This is a genomic window from Microbacterium gorillae, assembly GCF_050990725.1.
Taxonomy (GTDB): Bacteria; Actinomycetota; Actinomycetes; order Actinomycetales; family Microbacteriaceae; genus Microbacterium; species Microbacterium gorillae_A.
Window position 1 is genome coordinate 2,106,984 of record NZ_CP158844.1, and the last position, 15,620, is coordinate 2,122,603.

General features: G+C 67.6%; 15 protein-coding genes. 14 read left to right on the top strand and 1 reads right to left on the bottom strand.

What is annotated here, in order from left to right:
• Nucleotides 1-21 precede the first annotated feature (21 nt).
• Nucleotides 22-246: a hypothetical protein gene (locus ABTV68_RS09455; RefSeq protein WP_433677378.1), complete on the bottom strand. Its 225-nt coding sequence runs from the start codon at nucleotides 244-246 to the stop codon at nucleotides 22-24.
• A 41-nt stretch (nucleotides 247-287) separates the two neighbouring features.
• Here ABTV68_RS09455 and ABTV68_RS09460 point away from each other — a divergent pair, with 41 nt between their 5' ends.
• The 14 genes from ABTV68_RS09460 (at nucleotide 288) to tpiA (ending at nucleotide 15,554) form a co-directional block, all read left to right on the top strand.
• Nucleotides 288-731: a MarR family winged helix-turn-helix transcriptional regulator gene (locus ABTV68_RS09460; RefSeq protein ID WP_433677379.1), complete on the top strand. Its 444-nt coding sequence runs from the start codon at nucleotides 288-290 to the stop codon at nucleotides 729-731.
• Nucleotides 732-785: 54 nt separating this feature from the next.
• Nucleotides 786-1,508, top strand: coding sequence for a DUF4129 domain-containing protein (locus ABTV68_RS09465; protein ID WP_433677380.1), 723 nt, complete (start codon nucleotides 786-788; stop codon nucleotides 1,506-1,508).
• Nucleotides 1,505-1,984 (top strand): hypothetical protein, encoded by a 480-nt coding sequence (locus ABTV68_RS09470; protein ID WP_433677381.1) that lies wholly within the window; start codon nucleotides 1,505-1,507, stop codon nucleotides 1,982-1,984. Before ABTV68_RS09465 ends, ABTV68_RS09470 begins: the two co-directional genes overlap by 4 nt.
• Nucleotides 1,981-2,964 (top strand): AAA family ATPase, encoded by a 984-nt coding sequence (locus tag ABTV68_RS09475; RefSeq protein ID WP_433677382.1) that lies wholly within the window; start codon nucleotides 1,981-1,983, stop codon nucleotides 2,962-2,964. The genes ABTV68_RS09470 and ABTV68_RS09475 overlap by 4 nt, the downstream gene beginning before the upstream one ends.
• Nucleotides 2,961-4,238: a DUF58 domain-containing protein gene (locus tag ABTV68_RS09480; RefSeq protein ID WP_433677383.1), complete on the top strand. Its 1,278-nt coding sequence runs from the start codon at nucleotides 2,961-2,963 to the stop codon at nucleotides 4,236-4,238. The genes ABTV68_RS09475 and ABTV68_RS09480 overlap by 4 nt, the downstream gene beginning before the upstream one ends.
• The gene (locus ABTV68_RS09485; RefSeq protein WP_433677384.1) at nucleotides 4,235-4,771 is read left to right on the top strand and encodes a hypothetical protein; all 537 of its coding nucleotides are present in this window, start codon (nucleotides 4,235-4,237) and stop codon (nucleotides 4,769-4,771) included. Before ABTV68_RS09480 ends, ABTV68_RS09485 begins: the two co-directional genes overlap by 4 nt.
• A gap of 9 nt (nucleotides 4,772-4,780) precedes the next feature.
• Complete coding sequence (gene uvrA / locus ABTV68_RS09490; protein WP_433677385.1) at nucleotides 4,781-7,666, top strand: excinuclease ABC subunit UvrA; 2,886 nt, start codon at nucleotides 4,781-4,783, stop codon at nucleotides 7,664-7,666.
• Nucleotides 7,666-9,612 (top strand): excinuclease ABC subunit UvrC, encoded by a 1,947-nt coding sequence (uvrC, locus tag ABTV68_RS09495; protein WP_433677386.1) that lies wholly within the window; start codon nucleotides 7,666-7,668, stop codon nucleotides 9,610-9,612. The genes uvrA and uvrC overlap by 1 nt, the downstream gene beginning before the upstream one ends.
• A gap of 25 nt (nucleotides 9,613-9,637) precedes the next feature.
• Nucleotides 9,638-10,570, top strand: coding sequence for an RNase adapter RapZ (gene rapZ / locus ABTV68_RS09500; protein ID WP_433677387.1), 933 nt, complete (start codon nucleotides 9,638-9,640; stop codon nucleotides 10,568-10,570).
• A 77-nt stretch (nucleotides 10,571-10,647) separates the two neighbouring features.
• Nucleotides 10,648-11,625, top strand: coding sequence for a DNA-binding protein WhiA (gene whiA, locus ABTV68_RS09505; protein ID WP_433677388.1), 978 nt, complete (start codon nucleotides 10,648-10,650; stop codon nucleotides 11,623-11,625).
• Between the two features lie 192 nt (nucleotides 11,626-11,817).
• Nucleotides 11,818-12,444, top strand: coding sequence for a superoxide dismutase (locus tag ABTV68_RS09510; protein WP_231090023.1), 627 nt, complete (start codon nucleotides 11,818-11,820; stop codon nucleotides 12,442-12,444).
• Between the two features lie 102 nt (nucleotides 12,445-12,546).
• Nucleotides 12,547-13,554, top strand: a complete 1,008-nt coding sequence (gene gap / locus ABTV68_RS09515) for a type I glyceraldehyde-3-phosphate dehydrogenase (RefSeq protein ID WP_433677389.1) — start codon at nucleotides 12,547-12,549, stop codon at nucleotides 13,552-13,554.
• Nucleotides 13,555-13,557: 3 nt separating this feature from the next.
• Nucleotides 13,558-14,772: a phosphoglycerate kinase gene (locus ABTV68_RS09520; RefSeq protein WP_433677390.1), complete on the top strand. Its 1,215-nt coding sequence runs from the start codon at nucleotides 13,558-13,560 to the stop codon at nucleotides 14,770-14,772.
• Complete coding sequence (gene tpiA / locus ABTV68_RS09525) at nucleotides 14,763-15,554, top strand: triose-phosphate isomerase (RefSeq protein ID WP_433677391.1); 792 nt, start codon at nucleotides 14,763-14,765, stop codon at nucleotides 15,552-15,554. Before ABTV68_RS09520 ends, tpiA begins: the two co-directional genes overlap by 10 nt.
• Nucleotides 15,555-15,620 lie beyond the last annotated feature (66 nt).

A 15,620-nucleotide genomic window follows, 5' to 3' on the forward strand; every position in this document is an offset into this window, starting at 1 on the left:
ATGCACTGCCCGTGGCCGCGGTCACGGGCAGTGCATCAGGGGCTTCGGGCCCGTCCGATCGAACGTGTGCTCCGACATGGGGTGGCCGCACAGGGGGCAGGGCGCGCTCTGGCGCGGAGCCGGCGGCTCGGTCTCGTATGGACCGACTGTTGCCGGTCCGGCAACCCGGATCAACGAGGAGTTGAACCAGGCATAGAGACCCCCGGCCTCGCGGATGCGGTCACGCAGACGCTGTTTGTCGCTCATATCATTAGTGTACTAAGTATTTGTCCACGTATGATCGGATCATGGCGGAAAAGGATGAGTATCTGAAGCTCGATGCGCAGCTCTGCTTCGCGCTGGTCACGGCGGCACGCAACGTGGTGGCGATCTATCGCCCGATTCTGGAACCGCTCGGCCTCACCCATCCGCAGTACCTGGTCATGCTTTCCCTGTGGGAGCAGTCGCCTCAGACTCTGGGGGAGCTCGCCGACTCTCTCGCGCTGGAATCGGCAACGGTTTCGCCGCTGGTGAAGCGTCTCGAGGCCCAGGGCCTGGTGCTGCGGCAGCGAAGCGCCGAGGATGAGCGACGCCTCGAGATTGCGGTCACGCCGGAGGGGCAGGCGCTTCGAGAGCGCGCACTCGACGTCCCACCCGCTGTGATGAAGGCCGTGCACATGGATGTGGACCAGGTCAGGGAGCTCCGGGAAGCGCTTCGCCCCTTTGCGGGCGGGCACGACCGCGTCGCCTGATGCCTTCTTCCGTGTCGGCGCGCACAGGGTGAGTCGCTGACATAGGGTGGGCGCATGCGCAGTCCCCGGGAGTCCCAGGATCCTGCGCGATCCCGGTTAGTGGGCGTACCGGGAATTGCTGTGGTCACGTCGATCATCGCCTTTGTCGCCCTGGCCAGCTCGGTCCAGGGCGTTCCGCGCGTGGATCCACCAGACTTCGCCGCTGCCTCGCCGCCGCCGATCACCGCACTGCCGGCCCCGTCCACGGCTCCCGGAGAGGTGCCGACGCCGTCACCCGTTGATGCGGGAGTGTCCGCGACGATCCAGATCGTGCTGGCGGTGCTGCTCGCGGCCGTCGCCCTGGCGCTGGGCATCTGGCTGGTGCGTCGACTGCTCCAATGGATGCGCGAACGGCGCGTCCACGCGCGCGCCGGTGTGAGCGTGAGCGAGAGCATCGGCGGTGTTGCCGAGGCCCAACCCGACGCCCAGGTGATCCGTCGAGGCATCGCCGCCGCCCTCGCGGAGATGGACGCCGAACGTGAGCCCTCTGACGCCGTCGTCGCGGCGTGGGTCGGCCTGGAGGAGTCGGCAGCCGACGCCGGGCTGCGCCGTGAGCCGACCGAGACGGCAGGAGAGTTCGTCGTGCGTATCATCGCCCGGGACGCCACCGCCACCGCCGATGTCGTGGCCCTGCTGCGGCTGTACGAAGACGTGCGCTTCGGCGAACGGAGCATCGACGATGCTGAACTACGACTCGCGCGCGCGGCTCTGCAGCGCATTGAGGCGGTGTGGTCGTGAGACGCCCCACCTTCGGATCGATCGCCGTCGCCCTGCTCGGTGGCGCTGCCGTCTTTGTGGCATGCGCGTTCTTCGGCGTCGAGACGCCGTTCGCGCTGGCGTGGGGTCTCGCTGTGAGCATCGTGATCGCTGCCGCCCGCGTGGTGCAGACAGACGAACTGCCGGTGTGGCCGCCACAGGTTCCCGCCGACGATCGGATCGGCGTCTCCGACGTCGCGCGATTGGCGTGGGTCATCAGCCCGACGTCCGGACATCCGGGACGTAGCGCGGTGCTGCGCGTCACGGATGTGCTGCGTCGCCGCCTGCGGGCGCGCGGTCTGGAGCTCGATGACCCGGATGATGCGGCCGCGATCGACCGCCTTCTGGGCCCCGATGTGCGAGCGGGACTGCTGGCACCGCGCCCGACCGTGAGTGCGCTGGAGGCCGCTGTCGCGGCGGCCGAACGACTTTCACCCGATACACAGGAGAACACATGACGGATGAGTCGACACCGCTGCGAGTGGCCGATGTCGCCGATGCCGGTGCCCGGATTCTCGACCAGGTACATCGGGTCGTGGTGGGGATGGAGGACAGCCTCGAGATCGCACTCGGTGCGGTGCTTGCCGGCGGCCACGTGCTGTTCGAGGATGTGCCCGGTCTCGGCAAGACCGTCGCAGCGCGATCGCTGGCCGCAGCGCTCGGTCTCGACTTCCGCCGCCTGCAGTGCACCCCCGACTTGCTTCCCGGTGACGTCACCGGATCCTTCGTCTACGCCCCCGACACCGGCGAGTTCCGGTTCCGGCCGGGTCCGATCTTCGCCGGACTGCTGTTGGCGGACGAGATCAACCGCACCACGCCGAAGACCCAGTCGGCGATGCTGGAGGCGATGGCCGAGCGACAGGTCACGGTGGAAGGCACGCGCTACCCGCTGGCGGAGCCCTTCCACGTGTTCGCGACCTCCAACCCGATCGAGTTCGAGGGCACGTACGCGCTTCCCGAAGCGCAGCTCGATCGCTTCATGGTCCGCCTGGGAGCCGGCTACCCCAGTCCGGAGGGAGAGACCGAGATCCTGCTTCGTCGTGTGCGCCGTGGGCAGGAAGCCACCAGCGTCGAGCCCGTGACGACCGCCGAGCAGCTGCGTTCGCTCCAGCGAGTGGTCGAGGCCATCCACATCGACGAGGACGTCGCCCGCTACTGCGTCTATCTGACGCGCGCGACGCGATCGGCGCAGCACGTGGCGGTGGGCGCCTCCCCGCGCGGTTCGCAGGCCCTGCTGTTGCTGGCGCGTGCGCTGGCGGCGCTCTCCGGGCGAGAGTACGTCCGCCCCGATGATGTCAAGCGCATCGCCGTTCCCGTGTTGGCCCATCGACTTTCCCTCTCGCCGCAGGCCTGGGCGCAGGGCGTGTCGCCGGAGCGAATCGTGCAATCGGTGGCGGCGCAGGTGCCGGTGCCACCGACCGTGGGCGCACCGCGATGAGTGATCGCCCGCGGGCCACGATGTGGCACCCCAGTGCGGCGCTGGGAATCGCGGCGGCGGGCACCGTGCTGCTCGTTGCGGCGGGCGCCGTGCTCGCTCGCCCCGATGTCGTGATCCTCGGACTTCCCCTCGCGCTGTGGCTGGTGTTGGCGCAGCGTCAGCGCCGGCGATCACCGGGCGTGCGAATCGAGCTTCGGATGGATGAGGCCGCCACCCGTGACGGAGAGCCGCACTCGCGCGTGCGTGTCCACGCCGACGCGGAGGTGGTGGATGCCTGGGTGCTGCAAGGGCGTCGCTCGGTCCGTGAGGTGATCCTGACGCCGGACCAGGAGCTGCGGGCGCGGAGCACGCTGGTCCACTCCGGGCCTGCGCGACTCTTGGATGTTCAGGCACGGGCGCTCGGGGCTGACGGCAGCCTGGTATCCGACACCGTCGACACACGTCCGCTGGACTGGAACGCTGCTCCTCGCCGGAGGCAGATCGGCGAACTCGCCCTCGGTTCCCGCCTCGGTGGCCTCCACGGCGCGCATCCGGGTCGCCGTCCCGGCACGGGAGGCGATTTCCGTGACATCCACCCCTTCGCGCCCGGTGATGAGCTGCGCCGTGTCGACTGGCGTGCGACGGCTCGCCTGGCGCGACGTCCCGGGGACCTGTACGTTCGGCGCACGCAGGCCATGAGCGAAGCCACGATCCTGGTGGTGTTGGACATCGCCGATGATCTCGGTCAGGTCGTCGCCACGTGGGGAAGCGGCGATGAGGAACAGAGCGGCCCGACGTCGCTGGACCTCGGACGCCAGGCCGCGCGTGCCATCGCCGAGTCAGCCCTGGATCGGGGCGACCGGGTGCAGTATCAGGAGCTCGCGGCGGCGGGCCGACTTGTTCGTACGGGCTCCGGGGCGCGTCAGCGAGCGCGCGTTCTCGCGGCGATCAGTGCGGCGCACCAGCGTCCCGCGGGGGAGCGGTATCGACGTTCACCCCTGACGCCGCCGGGCGCGACCGTCTATGTGCTGTCCACGTTCTTCGACGGATCGGCTCCGATGCTCGCGGCTCAATGGCGAGCGGGCGGACACCGCGTCTTCGCCGTCGACATTCTGCCGCAGCCGGACCTGTCCCGGTTGTCGTCGGCACAGCAGCTGGCGGCGCGGACGCTGTTCCTGGAACGTGGGAACACGTTCGCCGAGTTCGCCCGGGCCGGGATCACCGTGCTGGCGTGGTCGGATGACGACTTCGCGACGGACCTCGCGGCGGCACGACGAGATCGGTCGATGACATGAGACCGCGTCTGCATCGGCTGCGAGTCGGACTCGTGGTGCCGGTCGTGGTGCTTCGTGGTCTTGTCCTCGGTGTGCTGTGCGCCGCGGTGTGGTGGATGCCGGGAGGACCGGTGCTCGGGTGGCTCGCCACGGCGACGGCACTGGCCGGGGCCATCCTGCCGCGCTCTCTGGGTACGTGGATCGCTCTCGGTGCCGTGATCGCGGGCAATCTTGTCGTGTCGGCAGAACCCGTCCGCACCGCGCTGCTGATCCTGGTGATCTCGGCAACGCACGGGTTCGGCTCGCTGCTGCTCGTCGCTCCCTGGCGTGCCTGGATCTCGGTGCGCGCGCTCCTTCCCACACTCCGACGCATGCTGCTGATCCAGGTCCTCGCCCAGCCGGTCGCGCTGCTCGTGGGTCTGGTTCCCGTCGTGCGCACGACAGGCGCTGTGCCTCTGGCGGCGGTGGTCGCGGTGCTCGGTGCCGCGGGTCTCGCGGCGCTGCTGTACCGGCTCCTGCTGCCGTCCGAATCCAATGTCCGAGGCCCCGCCTAGACTTGTTCGGTGCCTATCGTTCCTGTCTCCGCCCCGGGAAAACTCACCGTTCGCGGTGCTCGTGTCCACAATCTCCGCAACGTCGATCTTGATATCCCGCGCGACTCACTCGTCGTCTTCACGGGCCTGTCCGGCTCCGGAAAGTCGAGCCTCGCGTTCGACACGATCTTCGCCGAAGGACAGCGTCGCTATGTCGAATCGCTGAGCGCCTACGCGCGCCAGTTCCTCGGTCAGGTGGACCGACCCGACGTCGATTTCATCGAGGGCCTCAGTCCGGCAGTCTCCATCGATCAGAAGTCCACCAATCGCAACCCGCGTTCCACGGTGGGCACCATCACGGAGATCTACGACTACATGCGTCTGCTGTGGGCGCGCGTCGGAGTTCCGCACTGCCCCGAGTGTGGTGCCGTCATCGAGCGACAGACCGTACAGCAGATCGCGGATCGCCTGATGGAGCTGCCCGAGCGCACCCGCTTCCAGGTGGTCGCACCGGTCATCAGCCAGAAGAAGGGCGAGTTCGTCGACCTCTTCCGCGAGCTCGGCGCGAAGGGATTCTCGCGTGCCATCGTCGATGGCGAGATGATCCAGCTGGCCGAGCCTCCGACGCTGAAGAAGTCGTACAAGCACGACATCGCGGTGGTGGTCGACCGTCTCGTGGCCGGGCCCGACATTCTCGGACGCGTGACGGACTCGGTGGAGACGGCTCTGGGTCTCACCGACGGCATCGTGGCGATCAACTTCGTCGACGAGGAGGGCGATGCCGCCTGGACGTCATTCTCCGAGAAGCTGGCGTGCCCCAACGGCCACGCGGTCCAGCTCACCGAGATCGAGCCGCGCACGTTCTCCTTCAACGCACCGTTCGGCGCCTGCCCGTCGTGCTCGGGTCTCGGTACGCGCATGTCCGTGGACACGGATCTCATGCTGGGTGACGAAGACCTCTCGATCCGCGAGGGCGTCATCATCCCGTGGACCACTCAGGGCAAGGGCCTCTACCAGTACTACGAGCGCCTCCTCGAGGGCCTCTCCGCCGACCTCGACTTCTCGCTGGACACGCCGTGGAAGGACCTCGACGAGAGCGTGCAGGAGGCGGTGCTGCGCGGTGACAACTACAAGGTGACCGTGCGGTGGAAGAACCGCTACGGGCGGGAGATGAAGTACTCGTCCGGCTTCGAGGGTGTCGTGCCCTACATCGAGCGTCAGTTCGCCACGGCAGACTCGGACAGCGCACGTCAGCGGTGGCAGGAGTACCTGCGCGAGGTGCCGTGCCCGGTCTGCAACGGCGCGCGTCTCAAGCCCGAGGTGCTGTCCGTCCTGGTGGCGGGCCGCTCGATCGCGGACATCACCTGGCTCAGCCTCGCCGACGCCTACGAGTACTTCCAGACCGTGCAGCTCACCGAGCGCGAGGCGAAGATCGCCGCGCAGGTGCTGCGCGAGATCCGGCTGCGGCTGGAGTTCCTGATCCAGGTGGGTCTCAACTACCTGAACCTGGCGCGGTCGGCCGGCTCGCTCTCCGGTGGCGAGGCGCAGCGCATCCGCCTGGCCACGCAGATCGGCTCCGGCCTCACCGGCGTGCTCTACGTGCTCGACGAGCCGTCCATCGGACTCCACCAGCGCGACAACCGGCGCCTCATCGAGACGCTGGCGAAGCTGCGCGACCTGGGCAACACGCTCATCGTGGTGGAGCACGACGAGGAGACCATCGAAGCCTCCGACTGGATCGTCGACATCGGTCCGGGTGCCGGCGTGAACGGCGGGACCGTTGTGCACTCCGGCCCGTACGCCGAGCTCCTCGCTGAGGAAGAGTCGATGACGGGCGACTACCTGTCCGGACGCCGCAGCATCGAGACGCCGAAGAAGCGCCGCAAGCTTGACAAGAAGCGTCAGATCAGCGTCGTCGGCGCGCGGGAGAACAATCTCAAGAACGTCACCGCGACCTTCCCACTGGGCGTTCTCACGGCCGTCACCGGTGTGAGCGGTTCGGGCAAGTCCTCGCTGGTGAACGACATCCTCTATCGCGTGCTGGCGTCGCGATTGAACGGCGCGCGCACCGTTCCCGGCAAGCACACGCGTGTGACCGGGCTCGACAACCTCGACAAGGTGGTCCACGTCGATCAGGCGCCGATCGGTCGCACCCCGCGGTCCAATCCGGCCACCTACACCGGCGTCTTCGACCGCATCCGCACGCTGTTCGCGGAGACCACCGAGGCGAAGGTGCGCGGCTATCAGCCGGGTCGGTTCTCGTTCAACGTCAAGGGTGGGCGCTGCGAGGCGTGCTCCGGTGACGGCACCATCAAGATTGAGATGAACTTCCTCCCCGACGTGTACGTCGCCTGCGAGGTGTGCGGTGGCAAGCGCTACAACCGCGACACGCTGGCCGTGCACTACAAGGGCAAGAACATCGCCGAGGTGCTGGAGATGCCGATCGCCGAGGCAGCCGAGTTCTTCGAGCCGATCCAGGCGATCCACCGCTACCTGCAGACGCTCGTCGACGTCGGCCTCGGCTATGTCCGTCTCGGACAGTCGGCCACCACGCTGTCGGGAGGTGAGGCGCAGCGCGTCAAGCTGGCCACCGAACTCCAGCGCCGCAGCAACGGCCGCAGCATCTACGTGCTGGACGAGCCCACCACCGGACTGCACTTCGAAGACGTTCGTAAGCTCCTCGAGGTCCTCAACGGACTCGTCGACAAGGGCAACACCGTCATCGTCATCGAGCACAACCTCGACGTGATCAAGTCGGCGGACTGGATCATCGATCTCGGCCCCGAGGGCGGTTCCGGAGGTGGCGAGATCATCGCCACCGGCACTCCCGAGCAGGTTGCCAAGGCGGAGGGCAGCCACACGGGCGCCTTCCTCGCCGAGGTGCTCAAGCGCGACGGCGAGCGCGCGGGTCGCTGATGGCCGACGAACTGCCGTACCGGCCGAAGGCGGGGGAGATCCCCACGAATCCCGGGGTCTACCGATTCCGGGATTCGTCCGGTCGTGTGCTCTATGTGGGCAAGGCGAAGAGCCTGCGGCAGCGGTTGTCGAACTACTTCGCACCGCTGCGCACCCTGCACGAGCGCACCCGCCGCATGGTGACGACCGCGTCGAGCGTGGAATGGACGGTCGTCGACTCCGACGTCGAAGCGCTCCAGTTGGAGTACATGTGGATCAAGGAGTTCGATCCGCCGTTCAACGTCCGGTACAAGGACGACAAGTCGTACCCGTTCCTGGCGATCACGCTGGCGGATGAGGCACCACGTGTGATCGTGACGCGCAACCACCGGATTCCCGGTGCGCGATATTTCGGCCCGTACCCGAAGGTGTGGGCCGTGCACGACACGATCGATCAGATGATCCGGATCTTCCCGATCCGCACGTGCAGCGATGCCAGCTATCGGAAGGCGATGCAGACCGGTCGTCCCTGCTTCCCGGGCCAGATCGGCAAGTGCGGCGGTCCCTGCTCGATGAAGGTGACCATCGAGGAGCATCGCGCGGTCGTCGACGAGTTCATCGCCTTCATGAACGGGGGCGATCAGCGCGTGCGTCGTGACCTCGAGGCGAAGATGGCAGCGGCTGCTGTCGCCATGGACTACGAGTCCGCCGCGGTCTACCGAGACCGCATCGCCTCGGTGGACGCCGTGCTGAGCCGCAGCTCTCTCGTGCTGGCCGAGAACGAGGATGCGGACCTGTTCGGGATCGCGGAGGATGAGCTGTCGGCGGCGGTGCAGCACTTCATCGTGCGGGGTGGACGTGTGCGCGGTGTGCGCGCGACCACGATCGAGAAGGAGATCGACATCTCCGGGGCCGAGCTGGTGGATCAGCTCCTCCAGCGGGTCTACGGCGACGCAGCGGCCGCCGACATCCCCCGCAAGGTGCTCGTGCCGGAACTGCCCGAAGACGCCGAGCAGCTCGAGCAGTGGCTGGAAGAACGACGCGGGAAGCGTGTCTCCCTGAAGCTCGCGCAGCGCGGACGGATGGCGGATCTGCTGCGCACGGCCACGACCAACGCGCAGCAGGCGCTCATCCTGCACAAGACCCGGCGCACGAGCGACTACGTGGCCCGAACGCAGGCGCTCACGGATCTGCAGGAGGCGCTCGGCATGGCCGAGGCGCCGCTGCGCATCGAGTGCTTCGACATCTCGCACCTCTCGGGTACCAACGTGGTGGCCTCGATGGTGGTGTTCGAAGACGGACTGCCGCGCAAAGACCAGTACCGCACGTTCTCGATCACCGAGACCACGGACGACACCGACTCGATGTATCAGACCCTGATGCGTCGCCTTGCTCGGCTGGACGAACCGGTGGAGGCAGAACCTGCGGGCGAGGAAGGGGTGGAGGCACCGCGCAAGCGCCGTCGTTTCTCCTACCCGCCGCAGCTGCTGATCGTGGATGGTGGTCAGCCTCAGGTGGCCGCGGCGGCTCGCGCTCTGCGCGATTCGGGCCGGACCGACATCGCGCTGTGCGGGATCGCGAAGCGGCTGGAGGAGATCTGGCTGCCCGACGATGACTTCCCGGTGATCCTGCCGCGTACGAGCGAAGCCCTGTATCTCGTGCAGCGCCTGCGCGATGAGGCTCACCGATTCGCCATCACCCACCAGCGCCGCAAGCGCAAGCGTGGGATCGCCACAGTGCTGAGCGAGATCCCCGGGCTGGGGGAGTCGCGCATCAAGGTGCTCCTCAAGCACTTCGGTTCGGTGTCGCGACTGCGCGCCGCGACGCCGGATGAGATCGCGGAGGTGAACGGCATCGGCCCCGTGCTCGCCCGCACGATCCACACGCACCTCACCCTGGATGCCCCGAGCACCGCGACGATACCTGAAGAAACCGCGTCCGCTGAGGAGTCGACCGCGGATCGGTAGCATGGTGGTGAGCGAAGGAGAACCCGTGGCTGATCCCCAGGCCGAACACGCGAGCGCCGCCCTCCCCGGCGCCGCGGACTCCGAGGAGGAGCCGGGCGGCCAGAGCGAGGTGCTCATCGTCACGGGAATGTCCGGCGCCGGGCGCTCCACCGTGGGCAACGCCCTGGAGGATCTCGACTGGTACGTGGTCGACAACCTGCCGCCGCAGATGCTCAAACCGCTGCTCGACCTGTCCCTGATCGGCAACTCGGGACTGCCCCGTGTGGCCGCGATCACGGACGTCCGGGGCCGGGATCTGTTCCGCCAGCTCCCGGAAGTCATGCGCGAGCTTCGCAACCGCAGCGACGTGCGCCTGGTGTTCCTGGATGCGTCCGACGAGGTGCTGGTACGCCGGTTCGAGTCCGTGCGCCGGCCGCACCCGCTGCAGGGCGACGGCACACTGCTGGATGGAATCCGGCTGGAGCGGGAGCGGCTGCAGCCCATCCGCGAGGCTTCGGACATCGTCATCGACACCTCGGCGTTCAACGTCCATCAGCTCGCCACGCAGGTCTCGGACCTCTTCAGCGAGGAGGGGAGCGCACGACACACGCTCACCGTGATGAGTTTCGGGTTCAAGTACGGCGTACCCACGGATACGGACTTCGTCGCGGACATGCGGTTCCTGCCCAACCCGTTCTGGATCGACGAACTGCGTCCGCTCACCGGTGAGGACCCGGCCGTCGCCGAGTATGTGCTGAGCCAGCCCGGTGCACAGGAATTCATCGCCGCGTACGAGAAGGCCGTGACGATCGCGCTGGAGGGCTATCAGCGTGAGAACAAGTCCCACTCCACGATCGCGATCGGCTGCACCGGAGGCAAGCACCGTTCGGTGGCGACGGCGATCGAACTCGCCCGGCGGCTCTCCACACACCCCGGTCTGGCCGTGCGCCTCAAGCATCGAGACCGGGGTCGCGAGTAAGCTTGATCCTCTGCGCCACCGCGCAACCCTGAACCATGATTTCTTGACCGGAAACGGTCGAATGTGAGGATCACATCGTGTCATTGACCGCCGACGTCAAGGGCGAGCTTGTCGCCATTCGCGATCCGCGGCCGACCGTCCGGGCAGCCGAACTGACTGCCATTCTGCGCTTCGCAGGCGGACTGCACTCGATCGCCGGTCGAGTAGCCGTTGAAGCCGAAGTCGATGCCGAAGTGCTCGCCCGTCGCGTGACCCGCGACCTGGTCGAGCTCTACGGCGTTCGTCCGGACGTCGCCCATATCCAGTCGTCGAGTGCCCGTACGGGCAATCACTTCGCCGTCCGCGTCATCGACGGCGGTGAGACGCTCGCTCGCCAGACCGGCCTGCTCGACCAGCGTCGCCGCCCGGTGCGCGGGCTGCCGAACCGACTGACCACCGGCTCGCGCGCCGATCTCGCCGCCATCTGGCGCGGCGCGTTCCTCGCGGCCGGCACGCTCACGGAACCCGGTCGCTCCGCGGCTGTGGAGATCAGCTGCCCGTCGGGCGAGGCCGCCATGGCCCTGGTCGGCGCTGCCGGCCGGTTGGGCGTCACGACGAAGGCGCGCGAGGTGCGCGGCGTTCCTCGTGTGGTCGTCCGCGACGGTGAGGCGATCCGTGCGATCCTCGCGATCATGGGCGCCGAGCGCACCGCCGCCGCGTGGGACGAGATGCGTCAGCGCCGTGAGGTGCGCGCCGGCGTGAACCGCCTCGTCAACTTCGACGATGCCAACCTGCGCCGCTCCGCACAGGCGGCCGTTGCCGCGTGCGCCCGGATCGAGCGCGCGCTGGAGATCCTCGGCGACGAGGTGCCCGACCACCTGAAGCAGGCCGGTGAGCTGCGTCTCGCGCACCGCGACGCCAGCCTCGACGAACTCGGTCACCGCGCCGACCCGCCGCTCACCAAGGATGCGGTCGCCGGTCGCATTCGTCGCCTCCTCGCGATGGCCGACAAGCGTGCGGAGCAGGACGGTGTGCCCGGAACGGAAGCCGCCGTGCCGACGGGCGCCGTCGACTGAGACACGTTCTTCGCGAACCCCGCCGATGCTGCTTGCAGCGCCGGCGGGGTTCGTCGTTGCGGGGCGTCATCTGGCGGGAAGCGGCCCCCGTGTCGGTGGGCTTTCACTAGGATGAGAGAGTCCGGCCCCGGCCCTTTCCGGTCTCCCGGGGCGAATAAGCGCCCGCGTGGTGCAGACAGGAAGAAGTGAAGAATGGCGACGTACACGCTGCCCGAGCTGACCTATGACTACTCGGCTCTCGAGCCCAGCATCAGCGGGGCGATCATGGAGCTGCACCACTCCAAGCACCACCAGGCGTACGTGACGGGCGCGAACACCGCGCTCGAGCAGTTGGCGGCCGCTCGCGAGAAGGGCGACTTCGCGAACATCAACAAGCTCGAGAAGGACCTCGCGTTCAACCTCGGCGGTCACACCAACCACTCCATCTTCTGGACCAACCTTTCGCCCAACGGCGGCGACAAGCCGGTCGGCGACCTCGAGGCTGCGATCACCGACCACTTCGGCTCGTTCGATGCCTTCCAGGCGCACTTCACGGCTGCCGCGCTCGGCGTGCAGGGCTCGGGATGGGCTGGTCTGTTCTGGGACTCGATCGGACAGAACCTGATCATCCAGCAGTTCTTCGACCAGCAGTCGCAGTTCGCTGCCGGCTCCGTGCCGCTGCTGCTGCTCGACGTCTGGGAGCACGCCTACTACCTGGACTACAAGAACGTCCGTGCCGACTACGTCAAGGCGTTCTGGAACATCGCCAACTGGGAGAACGTCCAGCAGCGCTTCGAGGTCGCGCGCACGCAGACGAACGGCCTGCTGGTACTGTCGTAAGCGGCGCGGCGTCCCGACGGGGGCGACCCCGTCGGGACGCCGATGTCCCCGATCTGAATCCATCAACGCGCGCGAGCGCATTCATCTCTCAGGGAGACCTACGTGTCTGTCAAGATCGGTATCAACGGCTTCGGCCGTATCGGGCGCAACTACCTCCGCGCGGCTCTCGCGCAGGGTGCTGACCTCGAGATCGTCGCGGTGAACGACCTCACCGACAACAAGACCCTCGCTCACCTCCTCAAGTACGACTCGATCACGGGTCGACTGGACCAGGATGTGACCTACGACGAGACGTCGATCACCGTCGGTGACCGCAAGATCCTCGTCTTCGAGGAGCGCGACCCCGCGAACCTCCCCTGGGGCGAGCTGGGTGTCGACATCGTCATCGAGTCGACGGGCCGCTTCACGAAGGCGGACGACGCCCGCAAGCACATCGCTGCCGGCGCTAAGAAGGTCCTGATCTCCGCCCCCGCGTCGGGCGAGGACCGCACCATCGTCATGGGTGTCAACGAGCACACCTACGACGCTGCCGACGACGTCATCATCTCCAACGCGTCCTGCACCACGAACTGCCTGGCGCCGCTGGCGAAGGTGTTCAACGACGAGTTCGGCATCGAGCGTGGCCTGATGACCACCGTTCACGCCTACACGGCCGACCAGAACCTGCAGGACGGCCCGCACAGCGACCTGCGTCGTGCCCGCGCCGCCGCCGTCAACATCGTTCCGACGTCCACCGGCGCCGCCAAGGCCATCGGCCTGGTCATGCCGGAGCTGAAGGGCAAGCTCGACGGCTTCGCGCTGCGCGTTCCGATCCCCACCGGCTCGATCACCGACCTCACCATCGAGGCCTCGCGTGAGGTGACCGTCGAGGAGATCAAGGCCGCGTACAAGAAGGCTGCGGAGGAGGGGCCGCTCAAGGGCATCCTCAAGTACACCGAGGACGAGATCGTCTCCAGCGACATCGTCACCGACCCGCACTCGTCGATCTTCGACGCCGGTCTGATCCGTGTGATCGGCAACCAGGTGAAGCTGTCCAGCTGGTACGACAACGAGTGGGGCTACTCGAACCGTCTCGTCGACCTGACCGAGTACGTCGCGGAGAGCATGTAATCCATGGGCCTGCGAACCCTCTCCTCGCTCGGCGACCTCGCCGGCAAGCGCGTCATCATCCGCTGCGACCTCAACGTCCCGCTCAAGGACGGTGTGATCACCGATGACGGTCGCGTGCGTGCATCCCTGCCTACGCTGAACGCTCTCATCAACCAGGGGGCGCGTGTGATCGTCGCCTCCCACCTGGGACGCCCCGAGGGCGCGCCCGATGAGCGCTACAGCCTCGCACCCGTCGCCCAGCGGCTGTCTGAGCTGCTCGGCAAGCCGGTGGCGTTCGCTCGCGACACGGTGGGCGAGTCCGCCTCCGATGCCGTGGCGAGCCTGTCCGACGGCGACGTCGCGGTGATCGAGAACCTCCGCTTCAACCCGGGGGAGACCAGCAAGGATGCCGGTGAGCGAGAGGCGTTCGCGGGCCAGCTCGCGTCCCTCGCGGACGTGATGGTGTCCGACGGCTTCGGCGTCGTGCACCGCAAGCAGGCGAGCGTCTACGAGCTCGCGAACCTCCTTCCCTCGGCGGCGGGTCTGCTGATCGAGAAGGAGTTGGAGGTGCTCGACCGTCTGACCGAGAACCCCGAACGCCCCTACACCGTGGTGCTCGGTGGATCGAAGGTCAGCGACAAGCTCGGCGTCATCGATCATCTCCTCCCGCGCGTCAACCGTCTGCTGATCGGCGGCGGCATGCTGTTCACATTCCTGAAGGCCGAGGGCCACGAGGTCGGTGCCAGCCTGCTGGAGCAGGACCAGCTGGACACCGTGCGCGGCTACATCGCGAAGGCGAAGGAACTGGGCGTGGAGCTTGTTCTGCCGACCGATGTCGTCGTCGCCGAGAAGTTCGCCGCGGACGCGGCCCACGAGATCGCAGCGGCAGACGCCATCGAGTCGACCAGCTTCGGTGCCGCAGGCATCGGTCTCGACATCGGACCCGACACCGCAGCGGCCTTCGCCGCCGCCGTTCGCGGGTCGCGCACCGTGTTCTGGAACGGCCCGATGGGTGTGTTCGAGTTCCCCGCCTTCGCCAACGGCACCCGTGCCGTGGCCGAGGCGCTGACGGCCGTCGATGGCCTCAGCGTGGTGGGTGGTGGCGACTCCGCCGCCGCCGTGCGCCAGCTCGGCTTCGCCGATGACCGGTTCGGTCACATCTCCACGGGTGGCGGTGCCAGCCTGGAGTTCCTCGAAGGCAAGAAGCTTCCCGGACTGGAGGTCCTCGGATGGGCGTGAACGCTCGTACCCCGCTCATCGCGGGCAACTGGAAGATGAACCTGGATCACCTCCAGGCGGTGGCGTTCGTGCAGAAGCTGCACTGGACTCTCAAGGACGCGAAGTTCGAAGAGGGATCGGTCGAGGTGGCGGTGTTCCCGCCCTTCACCGACATCCGGAGCGTGCAGACGCTCATCGATGCCGACAAGATCCCCTTCGCGCTCGGCGCGCAGGATATCTCGACGCATGACTCCGGCGCCTACACCGGTGAGGTCTCCGGTGCATTCCTGTCGAAGCTGCAGTGCGGCTACGTCATCATCGGGCACTCCGAGCGGCGTGAGTATCACAACGAGACCGACGAGGTCGTCGCTGCCAAGACGCGTGCTGCTCTGAAGCACGGGATCGTTCCGGTCATCTGCGTCGGCGAGACGGCGGAGGACCTGGAGAAGCACGGCGCCTCTGCCGTGCCGGTGGCGCAGCTCGCCGCCGTCCTCGACGGTCTCGACAAGAAGTCCGACATCGTCGTGGCGTACGAGCCGGTCTGGGCGATCGGCTCGGGCCAGGCAGCCACCCCGCAGCAGGCTCAGGATGTCTGCGCGGCACTGCGCGGTGTGATCGCCGAGAAGCTGGGCGCGGATGCCGCGGCTCGGACGCGTGTGCTCTATGGAGGATCGGTGAAGGCGGCGAACATCGCCTCCTTCATGCGCGAACCCGACGTGGACGGCGCGCTCGTGGGTGGCGCAAGCCTCGTGGTGGACGAGTTCGCCGCGATCGCTCGCTACCAGAAGCACGTCGGCGTCTGACGGCGCGGGCTTCGCGCCCGCTCCGCTCCGCCCCGTATACTGAACGTTCATGCGGTGATTCGTGCC